The sequence below is a fragment of the Pedobacter sp. WC2501 genome (genome assembly GCF_052682415.1).
Genome location: NZ_JBQZFI010000001.1, coordinates 1,746,858 through 1,766,577, shown reverse-complemented (window position 1 = coordinate 1,766,577; position 19,720 = coordinate 1,746,858). Strand labels below are relative to the sequence as shown.

Below are 19,720 nucleotides of genomic sequence, written 5' to 3'. Positions count from 1 at the left end.
TAGTATGTCATTCCTCACTTCAATTTTGTTATTCAACAGAACTACTTTCCTGATGATCGTGCTTTAGTAAGCTCAACCATCGCTTTTAATTTATAGAACTCCTTATCGTCCGAACCTTCGTAGCCTATCCCCGTTTGGTTGATATTTCCGTTGGCATCGATGATAAATTTCTCAGGCGTACCGAGAGCACCCAAAGCTTTAAAAATGGCTTCATCATTCTCAAATAATACATTGAGCTTATAGCCTTTCTTATCCAAATATGGCTTTGCAACATCCGGGGTCTCGCCCTCATTAATAACAAAAAGCTGAAAGGGTTCATCTTTGTAAAAATCAGTAGCCCGTTCGAATGCAGGAAATGCTGCGATACAAGGTTTACAAACTGTACTCCAAAAATCAATCACGACTATTTTTCCCTTATAATCAGACAACTTAACCGCCTTGCCATTCATATCTGTCAAAGTAACATCAGGTGCAGGTTTGGTGTCTGCAATCCATTCCTTCTCTACCTCCTTTGTAATTTCCTGATAAGCTTCATCTTGCAATGCAGCGATATACTTTTCCACCCCCGAACTGTTACCCCTGGCTTTCTGATAAACTGCTTTTAAGGTAACCAGCGTCTTAGGTGTTGAGGTGGCAGTACGTACTGCATTAGATAAGGTATCTAATGCACGTTGATGCTCACCAGCTGCAGATAAGATTGCACCAAGACGATTGAGGTAATTGGCCTTACTATTTCTGAAATAAGGAATGTCCCTGAACGTTTCACTATCACCTGACTTTTTAATATTCTTCATCGCCAGATCGATATTCCCCAATCTCGCATTAGCCATCGCGTTTACTTCAAGCAAAATGCTAGTCCGTCCAAACGTATCATCGTGCATTTTCTTTTGTATCTCAGCTAAGATTTGTTTTGAAATCTGCTCCACTACAGCTACATTCTTATTGTCGTCCACCCAATACTCCAGTAGATTGCTCAGATCAAATAATTGGAGTGCAGTAAACTTAGGATTGGTATTTTTATAGAATTTATATTTATCAATATTTCCTTTAATCAACCAATCTACTGCAAGCTGCGCACGATATTCGTTGTATTGATCTGGCTTGGCAGGGTCGGCAGGACTCTTCGCGATCAAGTCATTATAAAAACGCTCTTCATCTTCTACCTTCACAATTGCACTGAACTCTTTAGCAAGCTGCTGTGATGTCCGCTGGGCGTAAGCTGAGCCCGTACACAATAACAATAATAAAATTAGCTTTTTCATTTTTTCTCGATGATGTATTAACTGCGTGCCTTGATGATTTCAACCATCGCTTTTAACTTATAGTATTCCCTGTCTGTAGAACCGGCATAACCAGCACCATAAAATCTGATGTTACCTAATGAATCAAAAACAATCTTAGTGGGCGTGGCCTGAATGTCGTATGCTTTGTTAGGCTCGTCGCGCAAAACATCGAGGGAGATCCCTTTTTTCGCTATGGAGCTTTTAATTTTTGGCTGCTTTTCAAAAAGATTGACCACAAAAAGCTGGAATTCGTCCTTCTTGTAATCCGCTACCACCTTTTCAAAGCCGGCAAAAGCCGCGACACAAGGCGTACACACGGTGGTCCAGAAATCGAGCACCAGGATCTTTCCCTGATAATCAACTAAATTTACAGTCTTGCCATTCAAGTCTGTCAGCGATACATCTTTTGCATGCTGTTTAGCTGTAAAAACAGTCATTTTTTCGCCCTTGTTCTCCGGATTTGGATCAGCAATATCCCCCTGAAATGGTATTTTACTATCTGCGATATATAATTTTTCAACTTCCTTATAATACTTTTGATAGGCCTCATCTTGCAGGGATTTGATTAGATCTTCTAATCCATTGTCATTTCCCTTCACTTTTCTATAAACTTCTCTCAGGGTAGCCACCAACCTTGGGTTTGAGTCCGCATTTCTTACAGCCTCAGTGAGTAAATCCAAAGCTTTTTGTTGCTGGCCTGCTGCAGCTAAAACAATAGCGTAACGGTTCAGGTAATTGGACTTTGAGTCTTTAAAATACATTCCATCCCTCATGCCGCTGATCGTTGAAGAGCGTCCTATATTTTTCAACGCTACGTCTACATTACCCAATCTGGCATTGGCCATTGCATTTACTTCCAGGAGTACCTGCATTCTGTCCAAAGTTAGTTCATCATTTGTCTTGGCTTTATCAAGCCTTTCAATGTATTCCCGGGAAACTTGTTCGACAAGACTTAAGTTCTTACTGTCTTCTACCAGGTACTCCAGGGCATAGGTAAAATCAATCAGATCGGGGAAGGAAAATTCCGGACCGTTTTTAGTGTAATACTGGTATCGCTTCAAGTTTCCTTTGGCCAGCCATTCTACAGCCAATAAATTCCTGTAGTCGCTATATTGAGCATCCTTGGCCTTATCTACAGGTTTTTCCTGAAGCATTTCCTGATAGTACTTCTCCTTGTCTTCTACTTTAACAAGGAGTTTAAAATCATCATAATTGTACTTGCTTTTGTTCGTTTGCTGAGCCCAGGCCGAGCTGGAAATCAAAAGGAATAATATTATTTTTTTCATCTGTATGTGATTTTTATGTCAACCATAATAAAATATATTTGCTAGGGGTTATCTTCTAAGCCGTTACTTTCGTTAAGCATGCGCTCGCCAAATTTCAAAGCAAATCTTTGTGGCCTTTCCTTGAAAGAGTAACTGGTTGCCAGACTACCATCCGCGTTATAAATTTCATGGACATAATCAACGTGGCTGCTGTAAACCGGATCCTGAGAAAGGCGGCGCATATCTAACCAACGCAAACCTGTAATGGCAAATTCACGGATACGTTCATCCAAAATAAACCGCACCAGAGTCTGCTGACTCGAAGCAATATTCAACGGTACTTTGGCCGCCGCTGTTCCGGAAATTCTTTTTTCCCGCAAGATCTCTAAATCGGCCACAGCACCTGCCAAATCATTAGCGCGGGCACTACATTCCGCACGCATCAAATACATGTCAGGTAAAGAAGGACCAACATCAATTCCTGTAAAGAATCCGGATGTCCTGCGTCTCATTCCCTTAGGATGGATTTCACTGGAGAAAATTTCATACGGAGTATATAAACTCAAACGTCTATCCATTGGATCATATAAATTCGCTGTTTCAGGGCTGAAGACAAAGACATCAACAGCTTGAAATTGGAACCATCCTGATGTAATATTATAAATAACCTCCGTATTATTAGCAGCAAGCGGCTCATTATCAAGACCAAAACCACTATCAGGAAACCATGAACCTGGGGCGTCTTGATCATCAGGGTTAAGGACTACAGTAAAGTCGTACAATTCAAGCGGTATTGCAGACTTAGACTTTTCCAGAAAAGCGGCATCTATATGTGATTTTGCTGCCGGGTAATTATTCATAGCCATATAAACCCTTGCCAGATAGAATTCAGCCACCAACTTTGAAATTTTACGTCGGTGCGTAATAATCCCCAAATCTGGTAAAGCATCTGTTAAGTCCTTCAACACTAAATCATAACCTTGCTGTAAGGTCTGCCGTTTAAAGTCCTTTTGCGTTACATCTGCAATGGTCAGGCTTGGAATGCCTAAATCTGTAGCTGCAGTAGCAGCATTATAGGGCTTGGTGAAATCAGAGAGAAACATAAAATTACAGATTGCCCTACCCGCTTTGGCTTCTGCCCGTAATGCGAGTTTTTGTGCTTCGGTCCCCCCCTCTGAATCCATCACTTCATTGATAACCTTATTAAAAAGGTAAAGCTTGCGTATGTAATTATTTTCATCTGTAATCTCATCAGGCAGCTGATCCGCATCATACACCCGGTCGTCGTACCTAAAAAGACGCTGCATCCTTCTATGAGTAAGTCCGCTCATGGAATTAAAATAAGGCTGTAATGCAGAAATCTCATCTCCCCTGTAAACACTGGCACTAAAACTGGTAGCAAGATAATTTGCATTCAGGATCTTTTCATAATCTGCAGTAGTTATTGCAATTGTTTGGCCTTTAGGTATTACTTCCAGAAATTCCTTTTTACAGGAAATCTGTAAGATTATCGCTATAAAGAGCATCGAACCTAAAATATATTTTTTAAAAATTTTCATATCCGTCAAGTTATTAATCATTAAAAGGTAATATGAGCACCCAAACTAATTGTACCTTGCGCATTACGTGTCGCGCCAGTAAATTCCGGATCCATACCTTCGTTATTAGCTGTCCATAACAACAGGTTATTCACCTGGAGCCTAAAAGAAATGGCTTGAGCATTAATTTTATTCGCCACAAGCCTTGGTAGGCTATACGAGAGTGTAATGTCCCTAAGCTTTATGTACGAGGCGTTTAAAATAGACTGCTGAGAATTGGTGTAATAACTTAAATTACGTGCCCCAGCCAATTCACCCGAAGGAACATATCTCGGGATGTCTGTCCTATTTTCGTCGCCTGGAATCTTCCAACGGTCTAAGAAACCCAGTTGTAAACTATTCTGTCCAATTATTTGGTCGTTGGTGGTTGGATTCCGGTTAGTTGCCATTACATGTCCACCATTATAAATAATATTCGCACTCAATCCAATAGACTTATATTGAAAGCTATTCTGCAGTCCACCAGACCAAACAGGTTGTGTAGTTCCCATATACAGGATGTCTTCCGGTAAGGCTACACTAGTTTCAGCAGTGACACTGCCATCGGCACGCCTGATCTGCGGATCGCCAACGGAATTCAAACCGCCGTAGTTGTAAACAAAACTTGTAGACAATGGATAGCCAACGAGCCTGTCTGTACCAACTAAGGCTTCGCCTGTTGTAGGCGCATTTTCTCTAAGTACTGTTAGTTTATTCTTGTTATAGCTAAATGTAAAACCACTACTCCATGTAAAATCTCTGGTCATAATATTGGTAGAAGTTAAACCGATATCAATACCTTTATTCTGCATATTCCCATAGTTACCTATTACATTGTCATAACCAGTAAGCGGCGACGTAGACAGCCGACCGATCAAATCTTCGGTCTTCCTGATATAACCGTCAATAGATCCGCTCAACCTGTCCTTAAATATTGCAAAATCTATCCCTGCGTTATACACTCGCGTACCTTCCCAGGTCAGCTTGGTATTTGCGGGAGAAGACAATATATAGCCTGCCCCAGTAACATAGTTAGGGTCGTTTTGTGCCGATAAAATATCGTAGGATGCTGCCGTTCCGGCAAATGGTGCATTTCCTGTTATCCCATAGGTTAAGCGAACATCCAACCTGTTTAACCAGTTAAGCGGCTGCATAAATTGTTCACTACCTAATGCCCATTTACTACCGATACTGTACACCGGTCTGTTTTGTGCAGATTTATCCCTGCCAAATAAATTACTCTCATCAATCCGCCAGCTTGCGTTCAGGGTATACTTTCTGTCGAAAGTGTAACCTAAATTGGCATAATAGGAAGTGGTCCTGGCAATTCGCCCTTCACCGCCGCCAACATTATTACCTGGAAGATCTATACTACCTGCTACAGCCCCGTTAATTCCAGCCGCTAAGGTGGCAAGGTCTACCGGTCTGGAAGTTTGAAGTTGATCATCCCATCCATAATAAGTACCTGTTGTGTTGACTGGTGTACTACTGGTTGCCTGTTGCCCGGCCATTAAGGAGAGCTGATGTTTATTCCAGGCGTGGTTATAGAACAACTGGTTTCGTAAAGTCCATTCCTTTGATTCAATGGTCTCCACGTTTAACCTACCGCCAATAGCCGGGATGTTATATACCGGAATAACCGAAGAGTTTACAGCCTGCGTAAACTGCATCACCTGCATTCTCATTTCATAATTATTCTGGTCCCGGATTTCCCGGGTATTGGTATTAGCCACGTTGTAGCCATATGTACCTTGAAAATCAAGTCCCTCCAGTATATTTACTTTTAAGCTTCCTACTAACCTGGCATATAAACCATTAGAGGTACTGTAGGAACGATCTTTTTCAAGGATTGGATTATAATCTAAATTAATCCTGCTTTTTGATTGGTAAATGTCCCTGAGGGAATCAGGGACTGCAACGATTCCATTTCTCTCTTGCAGACCATTTAAATAATTTATGTTTAGCGGATTACCGTTTGCATCCTTAAACATCTGATAAGGAACAATATCACGCTCCGGACTATAAGTATTTCGATTCTTTCTAACTGTATTCGTCAGGTCGGCATTAACCGAAACCGTAACTCTTTTACCAAATACAAAATTGTTATTTAAGTTGATCTTATATTGATTATCCTCCGTTCCCGGGGTATTATTTTGGGTGCCTATGTGATTTATCGATCCGTAAAAGGTGTGTACCTTGCTGCCACCCGAAACAGAAACCGTTTGGTTTAAGGTGGCGGCATCTCGAACAAAAAGGTCTGCAATCTGACCCGTATTAGAAAGGTTCGCTAAACTATCTAGTTTAAAGTCGGCCTGAGCCTGCGTAATTAAGCCCCTGGCACGGTCATATTGAATTTTTAGATGCGGCAAAGAACCAAAATTTTGCGCAACTGCTGCATAATCATCATTGAATTGCAAATACTGCGGAAACAATTCCCTGTTAACTGCGATAAACTGCTGTGAATTTAGCCGTGGAACATAATCAAGATTCGGCCGCCCCAGGAAAGCGTAATATCCGTCATAGTCAATCTTCAGTTTTTCACCTGCCTTACCTTTTTTTGTAATAATTACAATTACACCATTAGCAGCTTTTGCTCCCCAGATGGAAGCGGAAGTTGCATCTTTAAGAATCGTTATATCTTCTACATCCTGCATATTTATCTGGGTAATATCCCCGTTAAACTCAATGCCATCAACAACAATTAGAGGAGCTGTTGAAGTAAGCGGAGCGGTACCGGGGGTAACAGTTGGAATTGAACTTTGCCCACGCACCAATAATCCGGCACGACCACCGTCCATATTCGCAGCACTCGTTTGGTTAATTGCCTGGGCATTCACCAGTAATTCCGGAACTAAGCCCTCAAGACGCTGAAGAATATTTGGCGTGCCTGTTCTGTTCATCATCACCTTCAAATCAGGTTTGGCGAATGAACCGGCAGCACGTTCCCTTGATATTTGCTGATATCCTGTATTGAACTTCACCTCAACTTCTTTAAGTTGCCCGGTTGAAAGTTCCATCTTTATTGTACCCAGTTCACGAGCTGCGGGTCGTTCAACAGGTAGATACCCCACATAGCCAATAATTATAGTCGCATGATCACTTACATCCTGCAAATAAAATTCCCCTTTCTCATTGGTAGTTGTCTTAATATTTGAATCTTCAACAAATACCGAAGCACCGGACATCGGTTTTCCATTTTCATCCACAACCTTTCCACGGACATCTATACGTTCAAGTACAGCAATCATCTTATCCATTAGGGTAGGTTCGTTCTGTTTTTTTATGGTCACAATTTTCCCATCAATAGTATAAGTTAACGACGAGCCGGCAAGCACTCTTTTTAGCGCCTCATTGATGTCTGCGTTCTTTAAACTTATATCAACAGATTTGTTCCTGGGAATAATTTTTCCCTCATAAAAGAAATCATATTGACTCTGCTTCCTGATATCTTTCAGGAGCGATTCCAAAGAAGCATTTTTTCGGTTGATGGTAATTTGCTGGCCAAAGGAAGCTGCGCTAACCTGCAAAATGGATGCTATTAATATTACGGTGGTTAAGCGCATAATCAGCATGAGTTTTGAATTGGAAGATGCATACGTCTCCCAGTATCTGTTAGAAATTTTATACATTTGTTTAGTTTGGTTTATGTACAGCATACCTAACTTTCGACGGACAGGTTGCTGTAGTTGACTTATAGTTATTCCAAGCTTTTCCAGTTCTAACTTTGTTGGAACTGGTTTCTTTTTTTGGTATTATAGTAGATTTTTGCGCATGTTGGTTGGTTTAGGTGAATACTTAGGTTTATTTAAAATAGTTCATTCAGTTTTGCTTCCAGTTCTTTTCCATGCAAGTCCATTGCAATAATGTTTCCTTTCTGATCGATTAACAAATTTCTAGGGATAGCAGTGATGTTATATTTTTTACTAATGGCAGATTCAAACCCCTTCCCATCACTTAAGTTTGTCCATTTATATCCATCCGCCTCAACGGCTTTCCTCCAGGCCTTGGCATCAGAGTCCAATGATACTGCAATCACCTCAAAACCTTTTGACTTGTATGTATTGTATATTGTAATCAGTTCGTGCCCTTGAGCTCTGCAGGGTACACACCAGCTGGCCCAAAAATCGATGAAAGTATATTTACTTTTTGAGGTGATGTTTTTAGAGGAGATCATTTTGCCATTCATATCAGCCAACACAAAGTCTTCGTATTTAGAAGCGCTGACCGCTTTGTTCGAGGAAATGGCGGTATCTTCATTTTTAACTACTCCGGCATCCTTGCCCTGATCATCTAAACTCAGGGTAAACTGTTTCTTTGACGGCGGAAGACACATCTGCCTGGTGCATGCCATGAATTTAATGGTGAAGGCCAATGTAGTCTGCTGCTCAGACTTCAATTTGACGGACTGCGTAAAGGTTACACCTTTTGAATAATAGGATAAGTGTGCTTCATCTTTTTGTTCGTCACCTTTTTCCTGCATCTCACCAACAAATTCTACATTGTCGTTTTGATCAAACAAAAATTCAGTAGGCATTCCCATACCCCCGGCCGAACCTTGAGGATAAATATGATAAGGCTCTTTTACAGTGGCGTGTAATTTGATCTGATAGGTTAAAGGTGCAATCTTTTCACTGCTGAAATTCCAGGAAACCGGATGATTGTCCTGCGCAAATGCTGAAAATGCCAACTGGCAGATGATTATAATGAAAATGTATCGCTTCATATTTTTCAATTTTTAATTATTGTCTTACATAGATTTTTCGACCTTCGACCTTAAACTTAACCAGGCCGGAAGCTTCTATGGATTTGAGCACAGTTGATAAGGGCTTATCTCTTGATATCCAACCGCCAGATTCCATATTATCGGGAACAGTTTCATCATAAATAATTTCCATATCGTACCACCTGGCAATTTTTCTCATGGCTATTTTAAAATCTATATGGTTCAAATAAAAATCACCATTTTTCCAGTCCACTACATCGTCCAGATCAACTTTCCGTACTTCCATAGTCCCCGATTTATTTATTGCCTGCTCGCCCGGCTTAATTATTTTTAATGAACCACCGGCTTTCACCTTAACTGAACCTTCCAGTAAGGTTGTCGCAATTCCAGGCTCATCTTTATAGCTATTCACGTTAAAATGTGTTCCTAATACTTCTACTTCCTGGTTAGCCGTTTGCACAATAAAAGGATGGACTTTGTCCTTAAAAATTTCAAAATAGGCTTCACCTTCAAGCTTAACTCTCCGCATCCCATGCTCGTTCAGGCTAGCAGAGTAGGTTAAACTTGAGGCCGCGTTAAGCCAAACTTTACTTTTGTCAGGTAATGTTAAGATGTAGGCTTCCCCCTTGGCGGTACTTAATGTATTAACCTGATCCGGATTGCCAACTGTTCCTTTGATTTCATAAACAAGCTGTCCACCCGCTTTTTTAGTTACACTAACACCAGCCTCTTTAGCAATTTCACCATTGGCAGCATCAGAAAGTTTGATCTTTTTACCATTTGCTAAAGTCAGGGTTGCACCAAAAGATCCGGGATTTCTATCCTGTGCTGCAAAAACATCATTTTGAGCATGCTTATCATTTTTGTAGTTAAAGAAGTAAAGACCTAAAACCATTAAAGCAATGGCGGCGGCAATGCCAGCCATACGCGGCCATATTGCTATAAATCTCCCGGTAACAGGTTTGTCTTTAGCATATATTAAATCCAGAAAATTTCGTTGCTCTGATTCGGTAAGCGCTTCACCTTCAATTTGCTGATCGAAAGCCTGACCAATTAAATCTTTGAATTCAGCATCATAAAAAGGGTCGTTAACATAATCCCATAATTCTGATTGTTCTAAATCTGAAGCAGAATTATCAAGATAGAGTTTAAGTAGTTCCCGAAGCCGTATATTATTCATTGCATATCAATATTATCGTCGTGTTAAGGTAACTTAACATTTTAATAACATTGACACATAACTCAATTGCGAGGGGGTATCAGAAAAAAATAAATTATTTAAGATTCTGATTATCAGCGTATTTAATTTTTTTTTAAAAAAACAATCCAGCGCATTTGATACGCTTATCAAGCTCTTCTAGTAACATGGGTAAACGTAAATTACGATCTGAAAAGGCTGAGAATGAAAACGGTATATGTAACTGCATGTTTTTTGAAATGTGCCCTAATCTTTTTTAACGCATCCTTCATATAGGAATGAACGGTTTGGGGAGAAATACCCATTTTAATTGCCGCCTCATCGTATTTCAAACCTTCTTGATGACAGAGTACATATACCATCCTTTGTTGGGGGGACAATGTTTCAATCGCCTTATTCAGTATATTTTCCGCCTCCCGGTAATCCAGCTCATGCGCTGTAGAATCGCTTGAGCTACTAGCCTTCAATCTAAAGACTTCATTAGATTTGATTTCCTGAGAAAGCTGACGAAGCGCATTAAAACATTGGTGACGTACTATTGTGTTTAAATAAGCACTAAAGGTCTCCAGAGTCTGTAGCTTTTCTCTACCTAACCAGATTTTTAAAAAAACGTCCTGAACAATTTCTTTGGCTAAATCATCAGACCGGGTTATCTTTTTACTGAACGCAAGAATATACTTATGGTAGTTTTTGAATAAGATTTCAAAAGCATGTTTATCACCCTTGGCTATCTTGGCAAGTATTTCAGCTTCGTTATCAAGAGGTTTGACAGACATGCAATAGTTGTTATGGTATAAATTTACCGCTTTTCAAGCGCAATAATACTCAATTTCACAATACAGGCTATAATAAGTTCTGAGTTCCATTTGTTAAAGTGTTTAAACTTTCAAAAATATCCTCAATTAGAAGAAATTTTGAGCTTATAAAACGGAACAGCCTAATTTTAAAGCTTTTTAATCGCAATAATACTAAATTTCACAACACAGACTATAATAAGTTCTGATTTCCATTTGTTAAAATGTTTAATTTCAAAAATATCCTCAGAAATCTTGAGCTTATAAAACGGAACAGCCTAAAAATTATGTTTATGGACACCGTAAGTCCTAAATCTCGGGGATTTTATTTGTTAAATATTTTTAAAATCCCTACGTTAAATTCGACAATTTTCATGTAAAACTTAACATTGTTTGGCTATTGAAAGGACAAAATGGAGTAGGAAACTTCCTATTATGGAAATAAAAAAACCCATCCTATTGCTATAAATGGGATTTTATGTGATTTTCAAACTTAAAAATCTGAGTTCCCTCTGCTGGGCTCCTTTCGTCTGCGCTCAAGATAAACTTCTCACCCAGTCCTAAACGCAAAAAACCTACAACTTTCATTGTAGGTTTTGGCTCCCTCTGCTGGGCTCCTTTCGTCTGCGCTCAAGATAAACTTCTCGCCCAGTCCTAAACGCAAAAAACCTACAACTTTCGTTGTAGGTTTTGGCTCCCTCTGCTGGGCTCGAACCAGCGACCCTCTGATTAACAGTCAGATGCTCTAACCAGCTGAGCTAAGAAGGAGTGCTGGTTGTTTCCTAAAACGAGGTTATTTAAACTTTGCAGCACATATACCCTTGTTCGTTTTGGGAGTGCAATATTAGCGCTTTTAAATTATTTATGCAAAAATTAATTCAATTATTATTTAAGAAAACAATCCTCCCTTTACAGCGGAGGACTGTTTTACATGCTTAAATCTGAATATCAGACCTTTAAAAATTAAGATTTACAATCTATTTCACCATCTTTTTATAAAAATTAATGTCCTTAAAAAAAGCTGTTTAGACCTATCTGAAGACTTTTAACAAAATCCATCAGCACCATTAAAGATGGGGAATGCTGATATTTTCAATCCAGAAAATCAGATCTTTACTAACTTCTGCTTTATCCGCAAACGCTTAAACATTCATTTCCAACGCTTTAGGTCTTTCTTTAATTTTAACGCTGATGTGTAAAAGAATCTCTTCTCGTATGCTAAATTGGAGATTAATAGCAGTGATGCATCATTTCTATTCCTGTAATCTAAATCAGCAATCGTTTAAGTTACGTATTCACTTTTTTTAACATGGTTACAAAACAAATCGCCACCATTTTTTGATGGCAGCGATAATAAAAATTAACGGTAATGTCCAGGCACCCAATAACGACCACCATAAGGGTCAATATTATAATGCCCACGCACCCAATGTGCCCTTGGTACGCGCGTGCTTACCACGCATGCACTAAAATTAACAGCCATAATCAACAAGAGCAATACATTTACAATCCTTTTCATAACCTAACCTTTTTAAATTGAAAAATAAATTCAAGCTTTACGATGTGTGTATAATTTGGACACAAGCAGAATAGGAAAGTTTAATACTGCAGAGTTAGTTTAATCATAAAATAGTATACTTTACATTTTTATTGAATAAACTACCCCTGCAGAAAATATACTGGTTTGATTATGCCTTGTTGATTGAATCTCGTTTATATGATACTGTTGATTTGTTAAAGATTTATAATAATGAAATTTAACCGATAAGAAAATATTGTTAATGATACAATATTCCAATTCAGTCTTGTTACTTAAACCAAATTCTAATCTATTATCATATTTTGAGTCGAATTTATATAGACTTTTGATTCTCTCAAGTTTTAAAACCTCTTGTTCGTTAATTTCATTGGTTATTTCAAAAACATTTGGAACTTCGCTATCTATTTCACTTTTTAACCAATAAGCACAATAACCGCCCAAAGAAATTGATAATCTTATTTTTTTTTTCAAAAAGAAATAAAACTTTAAATTAACTGGAAATTGTAAATACTTATTGTTTACATCATAAAACATTTGACCTTTATTCACTAATGAATATTTCTTTTCCAAAAAGCTAGGAATTAATTCTAAGGATAATGATTTGTTAAAGCCATAATTTAAATCAACATCAAAAATATATCCACACCTTTTCTGTGTCCTTAATGCTGTATCTATTGAAGTAAAATTCAATTGATTATTTGTTTTTCCAAAATCAATGCCAATATTAAATTGGGCATAAACCCCATTTAAAAAAAATAAGGAAAATAGAAAAGCAAAAAATATTTCTTTATTGACGAACAAATTATTTATATCTAATTCAACGCTTTAAGAAGGGGAATACATTGTTGGCCCTTTGAAAAAGATATTGAATGATTTAACAATTGTACTTCTAGGGGCTCCATTATTTGGAACTACATCAAATGATATTCTTAGAACATGATTTTTCAATATTTTATTCTCTGTTACGGGATAAGCCATCAACATATTAAAATTATCACAACCATAACAACTTGAAAACTGCTGTAAGGGAATTTCATAATCTGCAATATTCACAAATCCCATCTGACTAACTGTTCTAGTTGTATTATTGGTTAGATCACTTTTCAAATAAGGCTTATCCCCATCAAATTCAGTGTATTGCGATGGAAAATGTGCAGGGTTTAGATCATCTGTGTCATCCAAATAATTTTCATAGCTTATTATTTCCTGCTTTAAATTCTGTATTGTAGCTCCAGTAGTGGAACTGTTAATTACATTTGGATTCCAAATAATGCTGTATGAATTAGGGTTTAACTTCATGAAATTATAATCAATACCGGTACTAGAAGTGCCTACTGTCATACGACTTTCTGGAACGGAAGATAAAGTCATCACCCCCATAGCTTTGGTATATAAAGGACTATATCCTGTTACCGATTCTTGACCATTACTACCTGGTATTATCATTGTTGGGTTACTAATCTGATAAGTATCTGTAGAGGTTCCTGCTAAAGTGTAAGTTGTATTCGTAGTTAAATTAACATATTGTTTTGTACTATCAGCGCCAGCCCCACTAGCCCCTCCATAAATTGCATTTACAACATTCTTAATATTTCCTTCAAGACCTGATTGCATAGAACTTTTAACAGAGTTGGTAAAAAGATTACTTAATTTAAGATCATTTATTATAGAAAGAGAAGAAAGCTGTAGCGCCCCCGCAAAAAAAGAAGATAATAAATCTGGGGCAGCAACAGGTTGCGCAATTGTTCCTTTTATACTACCTTTTGAGGTACCATTAATTTTAATGTCACTAATGTTAACAGAGTTAACGGACCATTCCATTAAGTTAGTAATAGCTGATTTTGCCCCAACATTAGGATCATATGCCATTTCAAATTCAGCAGCATACCATGTTCCAGTAGACGTTGTTCGATATTGTTGCACTAATGTAGAAACATTATTTGTTGCACTTAAATCTGCCGAACCTAATGAGGAGTAGCTCAGCACTGGTAGAGGATTAGCGGTATTTTTTTGTATCAGGGAATGAGCAATATTACTACTGGGTATTGGTGTATTTGGCGTCAGATAAAAATATCCTCTTAATAAGCCACGATAGCGATTGTAGAGAACAAAGAATGCAGGTTGTATAAATTGAGACGGACTAAATGTATTATAAACAAGCTCCCATCCGTCAGATTTTTTTATATCTGTACCATATATACTTGGAAAAGATTGATTTGAATTACTTGCCCATGGCACTAATATTTGGGTTCCAGCTGGGGTTGGCATATAATCAACTGTTTCCCAATCAAAACTGTACGGTATAATCGTGTTTTTCGTTGAAGAGGCTAATTTAACATAATCTCGTTCCTGCCCCTTTTTACAGCCTAAACAAAAGATTAACAATAGAATAACAAAACATGATAATTTAAATTCTTTTTTCATTTCAGTAGCTTAATTATGATTTATAATATTTAATAAATAAATATAAAAGAATCGATTTAAAGAAAATCTATATTTCAATTTGATAATAAAATCTTAATTTATTGTTAATAAAAGAAGACATTTAAGACTAATTAAGCTTGCTAATTGCTATCTCTAATTGAACATCTTTTCCTTCTGATAAACTATTGTAATTCAAAGGAGAAAAGATATCTGGGGTGACTCCCCTTGATTCATAAAATTCTCCATTGGCTCCTATAAATTCGACAGATGAACTAGTTACAGCCAAAAAATTGCCAACGCTAAAAGATCCAGAATTAAATATTGATGAGTCCGAAACCGGACCAGTTGCTCCATATGTTTGCTCGCCAATGAATAAGTTTTTTTTTGATCTCAATGCGATAATAAATGTCTCAGATAATGAAGCAGAAAAGATATCACCTAAAATCATGATGGGAACATTAATGTTATATTGTAGATCCTTTTTTAGTTTAGCTTCTACCCAAGGAAAATATCCATACTTTTCAATTCCATTTTTACTTCTAGAAAATCCAAAAAGAGTATCACGATTAATTAACTTACCTCCAATAAAATTTAAATCTGCAAGATCACCACCACTATTATTCCTTAAGTCTAATATAATACCCTTAGTTTCCCCGCTAACATTTTTAAGTTTTGAGAAGAAAAATTCCAGTGTTTGCTTGACCCTGTTCCCATCATTTGATTCGTAAGATTTTTTAAGCGCAAAAAAATTGCAGTGAAAGTAAAGAATATCTTTATTGATTGTCCCTGCAAGTGAGTTTATCAATTCACCGCCAACATTTACGTTACCTTTACCAGAAAAAAAACCTACATCTAAATAGTTTTTAACAACATCATCATAATTATATCTATCATGAAAATAAGCTATTTTATTTTTTCTATTAATTGAAGGAAAAATAATAGAATCACTGATTACTTTATCATGAAAGATAATACTAAAATGCCCATCCATTAATGAGCTAGTCATTTCTTTGAAATAACCAACTGCTTTTCTTTTAGAAATATCACTATTATCTAATCTATCAAATAAAGGTTTATACTTATTATATATCAAATCCCAATTTGTCGGATCTTTATCCCAATAAACATATCTATTATTCAATTTATACCAGAATAATGCAAAAATTTCACTGAAATTTTGTGGATTCTCATAATCAGAAAAGCTACGATGTTTACAGCTATTAAAAAAAACACATAGTATAACAATCAATAAAATATTTTTCATAAGACTATTATTTCATAAGTGAAATAAGCTGAAACTCAAAAATTCGGTTATAATAAAATTGGCAATTCTCGATAGAGAATTGCCAATAATAATTAAAACTAACTCAAACACTTAACTTTATTATTTAAATTAAAAGATTAGAAACTATATCTCAATCCCAATTGCATTTGATAACGTGACGCAAAGAAATCTCTAGAATAAGAAGTTACATCGCTTTGTTTGAAGCTATAAGTAGGATAAGTAGTTGCGCTACCTGCAGAAATTACTTTTCCTGTAGCATCTTTAGCAAGTGATAAACCAACACTAGCCATTGAATTGAACGTATTAGGAGAAAAATATTGAATTCCCCAATCTTTATTTACCAGGTTGGTTAGGTTAACAATATCGTAAGTTAAAGTAAGTACATGTGGGTGTTTACCTTTTGTAACCTGAATATCCTGAGAGAAACGGAAATCAGCCTGAACGTTCCAAGGGGTACGTGCGCCGTTACGTTCTGTAAAATTGCCACGACGGCTGCTTAGGTATTTATCACTATTGATGTAGCTATCAAACGCTGCTGCCTGTGCAATTCCATCAGCTGTATTGGCAAAAAATTTCTGTGTTTCGCCAGTTGCCGGAATATACATTAAACTTACGGTTTGTCCGGTTCCATTGATTGTACTGTTCACCAAACCCAATGAATAAGGAGAACCTGATTGACCACTGAAGAACAACGAGAAGTTAGAGACGTATTTACCATTTTTAGCCCAATCTAACCTATAATTGATGGTAGAGATAATCCTGTTGCGGATATCGAAATTAGAATAAGCCAAACCTGGGTTATTTGGGTTAAGCGCCTGGTTTAACTGCCAGTTAGATTCCATCGAGTTCCGGATACCGTTTGCAATATCTTTTGACTGACCATAAGTATAAGCCACCATTACATCTAAACCAATTGGTAAAGATTTACTCACCTGTCCTGTTAAGGAATATTTATATCCTTGATCGGTATTTGATAATAAATAAGCATTTGTATACTTGTTATTAATCTTTCCATTTCCGTATGCTCCGGAAGATGTACTATAAATTGGTTGTTGCTGCTGTGTATCATAAACCATGTACTTTGGATTATCTACATAGTTAATTTGCTGGAAAGCAACATCCTTAATAACCTTGCTATAAATACCCTCTACAGTAAATTTCCAGTTATCCTGTGTTTTGAAATCAAAGGCTAGATTACTTCTCCATGCTTTTGGCATTTTAAAATTATTATCCACTAAATCTACTTGTGTTGAACCATTTGCATCGTTAATGTTTACGCCTTGTTTGGCGGCGTATCCTGCTTCGCCATTTCCACCTAATGCATCTTTAATTGGATCGGTACCAGGCACTTGCGTCACAACCTTGTTTCCTGTTGCAGGTTTAAGATCATAAGAACCATAGTTTACACCATTATTGTAGTACGCATAACCTAACCAGGCAAAAGGTACACGACTGGTAAATAAACCACTACCACCGCGTACAATCAAACTTTGATCACCCAATGCATCGAAATTAAAGCCTAATCTTGGTGAAATCTGAACTTTATTTAAAAACTTATTATTAATATTTGAAGGTTGGGTATAGGTATATGTTGTACCATAGTTAGGATCAACTGGTGAGTTAGTTGTTTTACTACTCAAAGTTGGCATGGTTGGTAAATCAGCCATATCGAAACGCAAACCTAATGTCAGTTTAAATTTATCGCTCAAACGCATTTCATCCTGCCCATAAGCGCTATAAAGATTAACATTGAATTTAGCTGTCGGATTCGCAATAATATTATCGCGGGTATTATCAGCATAATCAAAACTTGTACGTACTCTTTTTGGCTTGTTGTTTAAGAAGTCATCAACATTCTCGTAAGCTACCCTACCGTTCCAGGCATTCACAAAACCATAATTGATTTTATAAAATTCATTGTGCGTACCCACCGTAAAATTATGTATGCCTTTGCTGAATGAATAGTTATCCGTTAGTTCAAAAGTATTTTGCTTCATATTAAAAATACTTGCTTCTCTATCTGTACCCAGGAAAATAGTACCACCACCAGAGCCAATTTCAATTTGTGGGATAGCAGGATCTGAAAGAGGTGTACGGAAATCGTGTACAGTTGAATAACCTAAAATCAGGTTATTTGTAGCAGAATTGTTAAACCTTGTTTTTAAATCAGCAACGGTTGAACTTTGATTATTATTCTGCTTAAAATCGATACTCCCAAACCTGAAGTTAGACTGGTCTCTTTCTAAGTTAGTAGCCTTTGAAACGATGGTATTGTTTCTGATGGTTAACTGTGTACTTTCACTGATGTTCCAATCTAATCGATTAAAAAACTTATTAGATTGAGAGTAGATATTATAATCACCATAAGCACCAGCATCTATACCATAAGCATTTTTCATGCGATCTGAAATTTGTTGGGCTTGAGACAATGAAATAATACCCTGCGGAGAACCTGCACCTAAAATAACAGGGTCCTGACGGCGGGTAATCTCCTCGTTGGTAAAAAAGAATAACTTATCTTTTATAATAGGGAAACCAACACGGAAACCGGTTTGATAATCGTGAAAGGCAGAAGGCTCTTTTGCATTATCGCCGATTTTATTTCTACCGATCAATGAAGCGTTACGGCCATAACCATAAACCGATCCTACTACCTCGTTGGTACCACCACGCGTAACAGCGTTAATACTACCACCTAAAAAGTTACCCACTTTAACATCGTAAGGAGAAAGTAGAACGGTCACATCCTGGATCGCATCAAGCGAAACCGGGTTGGTACGTGTACTGCTTCCTGGCATGCCCGAACTTCCGCTCTGCCCACCCAATGAAGGACTGAAACCAATGGCGTCGTTGTTAACCGCACCATCAATGGTTACGTTGTTATACCTGAAATTGGTACCGCCAAAGGTATTATCTTTACTGCCTTGAGGCGTTACACGGGTAACATCCTGCAAACTGCGGTTCATAGTTGGTAAGGTTTTAATCTGACCTTCGCCAATGCTGGTACCTGCACCAGATTTTGTTCCGCCCTTTTGACCTTTAACGCTTACTTCAGCCAATTGATTGCCCTGCTCCTGAAGATCAAGATCGAGTTTTAGGTCTGAACCAAGAGTTAAATAAATGTTTTCTTTTACTACTGGACTATAACCTACAAAAGTTACGGTGATTTTGTATGGTCCACCAGGATTTAAGTTGCCAATGCGGTAAAGCCCGGATTCGTTTGACGAACCTTTGGAGACTGTTCCTGTAGGAACGTGTACCATAACGATGGTTGCACCAGGGATGATACCTTTATTATCCTTAATCTTTCCATTAATACTAGACGTTGTAACCTGCGCCTGAGCAAACGTGACCAGGAGTACAAGAATACTTACTAGCGATAGTATACGTGATTTCATTTTCTGTTATTTTATTTTGGCACAAAACAACAGTCTTAATGTTAACTGAATATTAACTTGAAATTAAGTTTAACCTTATGTTAACAATATGAAAATCAGAATTAAACAATAGGAAAACAATTCCTTAACAGCTCTTTAGAAGCCGGAATATGATGAAGAGCAATATGCCCAAATATCAGACAGAAAGATGAAGATTTGATGAAGATTAGAAAAATCCAAGTCTTTAGTCGGAA

The 19,720-nt window shown here is 37.4% G+C and carries 12 protein-coding genes and 1 tRNA gene; all 13 read right to left on the bottom strand.

Annotation, left to right across the window (positions count from 1 at the left end; all coding sequences use genetic code 11):
* Positions 1-41: 41 nt before the first annotated feature.
* The gene (locus ACUN24_RS07680) at positions 42-1,262 is read right to left on the bottom strand and encodes a TlpA family protein disulfide reductase (RefSeq protein ID WP_445561956.1); all 1,221 of its coding nucleotides are present in this window, start codon (positions 1,260-1,262) and stop codon (positions 42-44) included.
* A gap of 17 nt (positions 1,263-1,279) precedes the next feature.
* A complete protein-coding gene (locus tag ACUN24_RS07675) occupies positions 1,280-2,569 on the bottom strand; it encodes a TlpA family protein disulfide reductase (protein WP_445561955.1) in 1,290 nt (429 codons plus the stop codon).
* Positions 2,570-2,610: 41 nt separating this feature from the next.
* The gene (locus ACUN24_RS07670; RefSeq protein WP_445561954.1) at positions 2,611-4,107 is read right to left on the bottom strand and encodes a RagB/SusD family nutrient uptake outer membrane protein; all 1,497 of its coding nucleotides are present in this window, start codon (positions 4,105-4,107) and stop codon (positions 2,611-2,613) included.
* Between the two features lie 20 nt (positions 4,108-4,127).
* Positions 4,128-7,754, bottom strand: a complete 3,627-nt coding sequence (locus ACUN24_RS07665; protein WP_445561953.1) for a SusC/RagA family TonB-linked outer membrane protein — start codon at positions 7,752-7,754, stop codon at positions 4,128-4,130.
* Positions 7,755-7,930: 176 nt separating this feature from the next.
* Positions 7,931-8,848, bottom strand: a complete 918-nt coding sequence (locus tag ACUN24_RS07660) for a TlpA family protein disulfide reductase (protein ID WP_445561952.1) — start codon at positions 8,846-8,848, stop codon at positions 7,931-7,933.
* Between the two features lie 16 nt (positions 8,849-8,864).
* Positions 8,865-10,028, bottom strand: a complete 1,164-nt coding sequence (locus ACUN24_RS07655) for a FecR family protein (RefSeq protein ID WP_445561951.1) — start codon at positions 10,026-10,028, stop codon at positions 8,865-8,867.
* A 200-nt stretch (positions 10,029-10,228) separates the two neighbouring features.
* Positions 10,229-10,822 carry an RNA polymerase sigma factor gene (locus tag ACUN24_RS07650; protein ID WP_445561950.1) on the bottom strand — a complete coding sequence of 198 codons (594 nt, stop codon included), beginning with the start codon at positions 10,820-10,822 and terminating at the stop codon, positions 10,229-10,231.
* A 709-nt stretch (positions 10,823-11,531) separates the two neighbouring features.
* Positions 11,532-11,608, bottom strand: a tRNA-Asn gene (locus ACUN24_RS07645).
* Positions 11,609-12,200: 592 nt separating this feature from the next.
* Entirely contained in the window at positions 12,201-12,359 is a 159-nt protein-coding gene (locus ACUN24_RS07640) for a hypothetical protein (RefSeq protein WP_445561949.1), read from the bottom strand.
* Positions 12,360-12,479: 120 nt separating this feature from the next.
* A complete protein-coding gene (locus ACUN24_RS07635; RefSeq protein WP_445561948.1) occupies positions 12,480-13,181 on the bottom strand; it encodes an outer membrane beta-barrel protein in 702 nt (233 codons plus the stop codon).
* A 24-nt stretch (positions 13,182-13,205) separates the two neighbouring features.
* The gene (locus ACUN24_RS07630; RefSeq protein ID WP_445561947.1) at positions 13,206-14,804 is read right to left on the bottom strand and encodes a hypothetical protein; all 1,599 of its coding nucleotides are present in this window, start codon (positions 14,802-14,804) and stop codon (positions 13,206-13,208) included.
* Positions 14,805-14,931: 127 nt separating this feature from the next.
* The gene (locus ACUN24_RS07625; RefSeq protein WP_445561946.1) at positions 14,932-16,068 is read right to left on the bottom strand and encodes a S41 family peptidase; all 1,137 of its coding nucleotides are present in this window, start codon (positions 16,066-16,068) and stop codon (positions 14,932-14,934) included.
* A 137-nt stretch (positions 16,069-16,205) separates the two neighbouring features.
* Complete coding sequence (locus ACUN24_RS07620) at positions 16,206-19,487, bottom strand: TonB-dependent receptor (protein WP_445561945.1); 3,282 nt, start codon at positions 19,485-19,487, stop codon at positions 16,206-16,208.
* Positions 19,488-19,720 lie beyond the last annotated feature (233 nt).

What these genes read in the sequence shown, in the direction of transcription:
- ACUN24_RS07680 (WP_445561956.1), bottom strand. Translation starts at nt 1,262, where the DNA reads ATGAAAAAGCTAATTTTATTATTGTTATTGTGTACGGGCTCAGCTTAC.
- ACUN24_RS07675 (WP_445561955.1), bottom strand. Translation starts at nt 2,569, where the DNA reads ATGAAAAAAATAATATTATTCCTTTTGATTTCCAGCTCGGCCTGGGCT.
- ACUN24_RS07670 (WP_445561954.1), bottom strand. Translation starts at nt 4,107, where the DNA reads ATGAAAATTTTTAAAAAATATATTTTAGGTTCGATGCTCTTTATAGCG.
- ACUN24_RS07665 (WP_445561953.1), bottom strand. Translation starts at nt 7,754, where the DNA reads ATGTATAAAATTTCTAACAGATACTGGGAGACGTATGCATCTTCCAAT.
- ACUN24_RS07660 (WP_445561952.1), bottom strand. Translation starts at nt 8,848, where the DNA reads ATGAAGCGATACATTTTCATTATAATCATCTGCCAGTTGGCATTTTCA.
- ACUN24_RS07655 (WP_445561951.1), bottom strand. Translation starts at nt 10,028, where the DNA reads ATGAATAATATACGGCTTCGGGAACTACTTAAACTCTATCTTGATAAT.
- ACUN24_RS07650 (WP_445561950.1), bottom strand. Translation starts at nt 10,822, where the DNA reads ATGTCTGTCAAACCTCTTGATAACGAAGCTGAAATACTTGCCAAGATA.
- ACUN24_RS07640 (WP_445561949.1), bottom strand. Translation starts at nt 12,359, where the DNA reads ATGAAAAGGATTGTAAATGTATTGCTCTTGTTGATTATGGCTGTTAAT.
- ACUN24_RS07630 (WP_445561947.1), bottom strand. Translation starts at nt 14,804, where the DNA reads ATGAAAAAAGAATTTAAATTATCATGTTTTGTTATTCTATTGTTAATC.
- ACUN24_RS07625 (WP_445561946.1), bottom strand. Translation starts at nt 16,068, where the DNA reads ATGAAAAATATTTTATTGATTGTTATACTATGTGTTTTTTTTAATAGC.
- ACUN24_RS07620 (WP_445561945.1), bottom strand. Translation starts at nt 19,487, where the DNA reads ATGAAATCACGTATACTATCGCTAGTAAGTATTCTTGTACTCCTGGTC.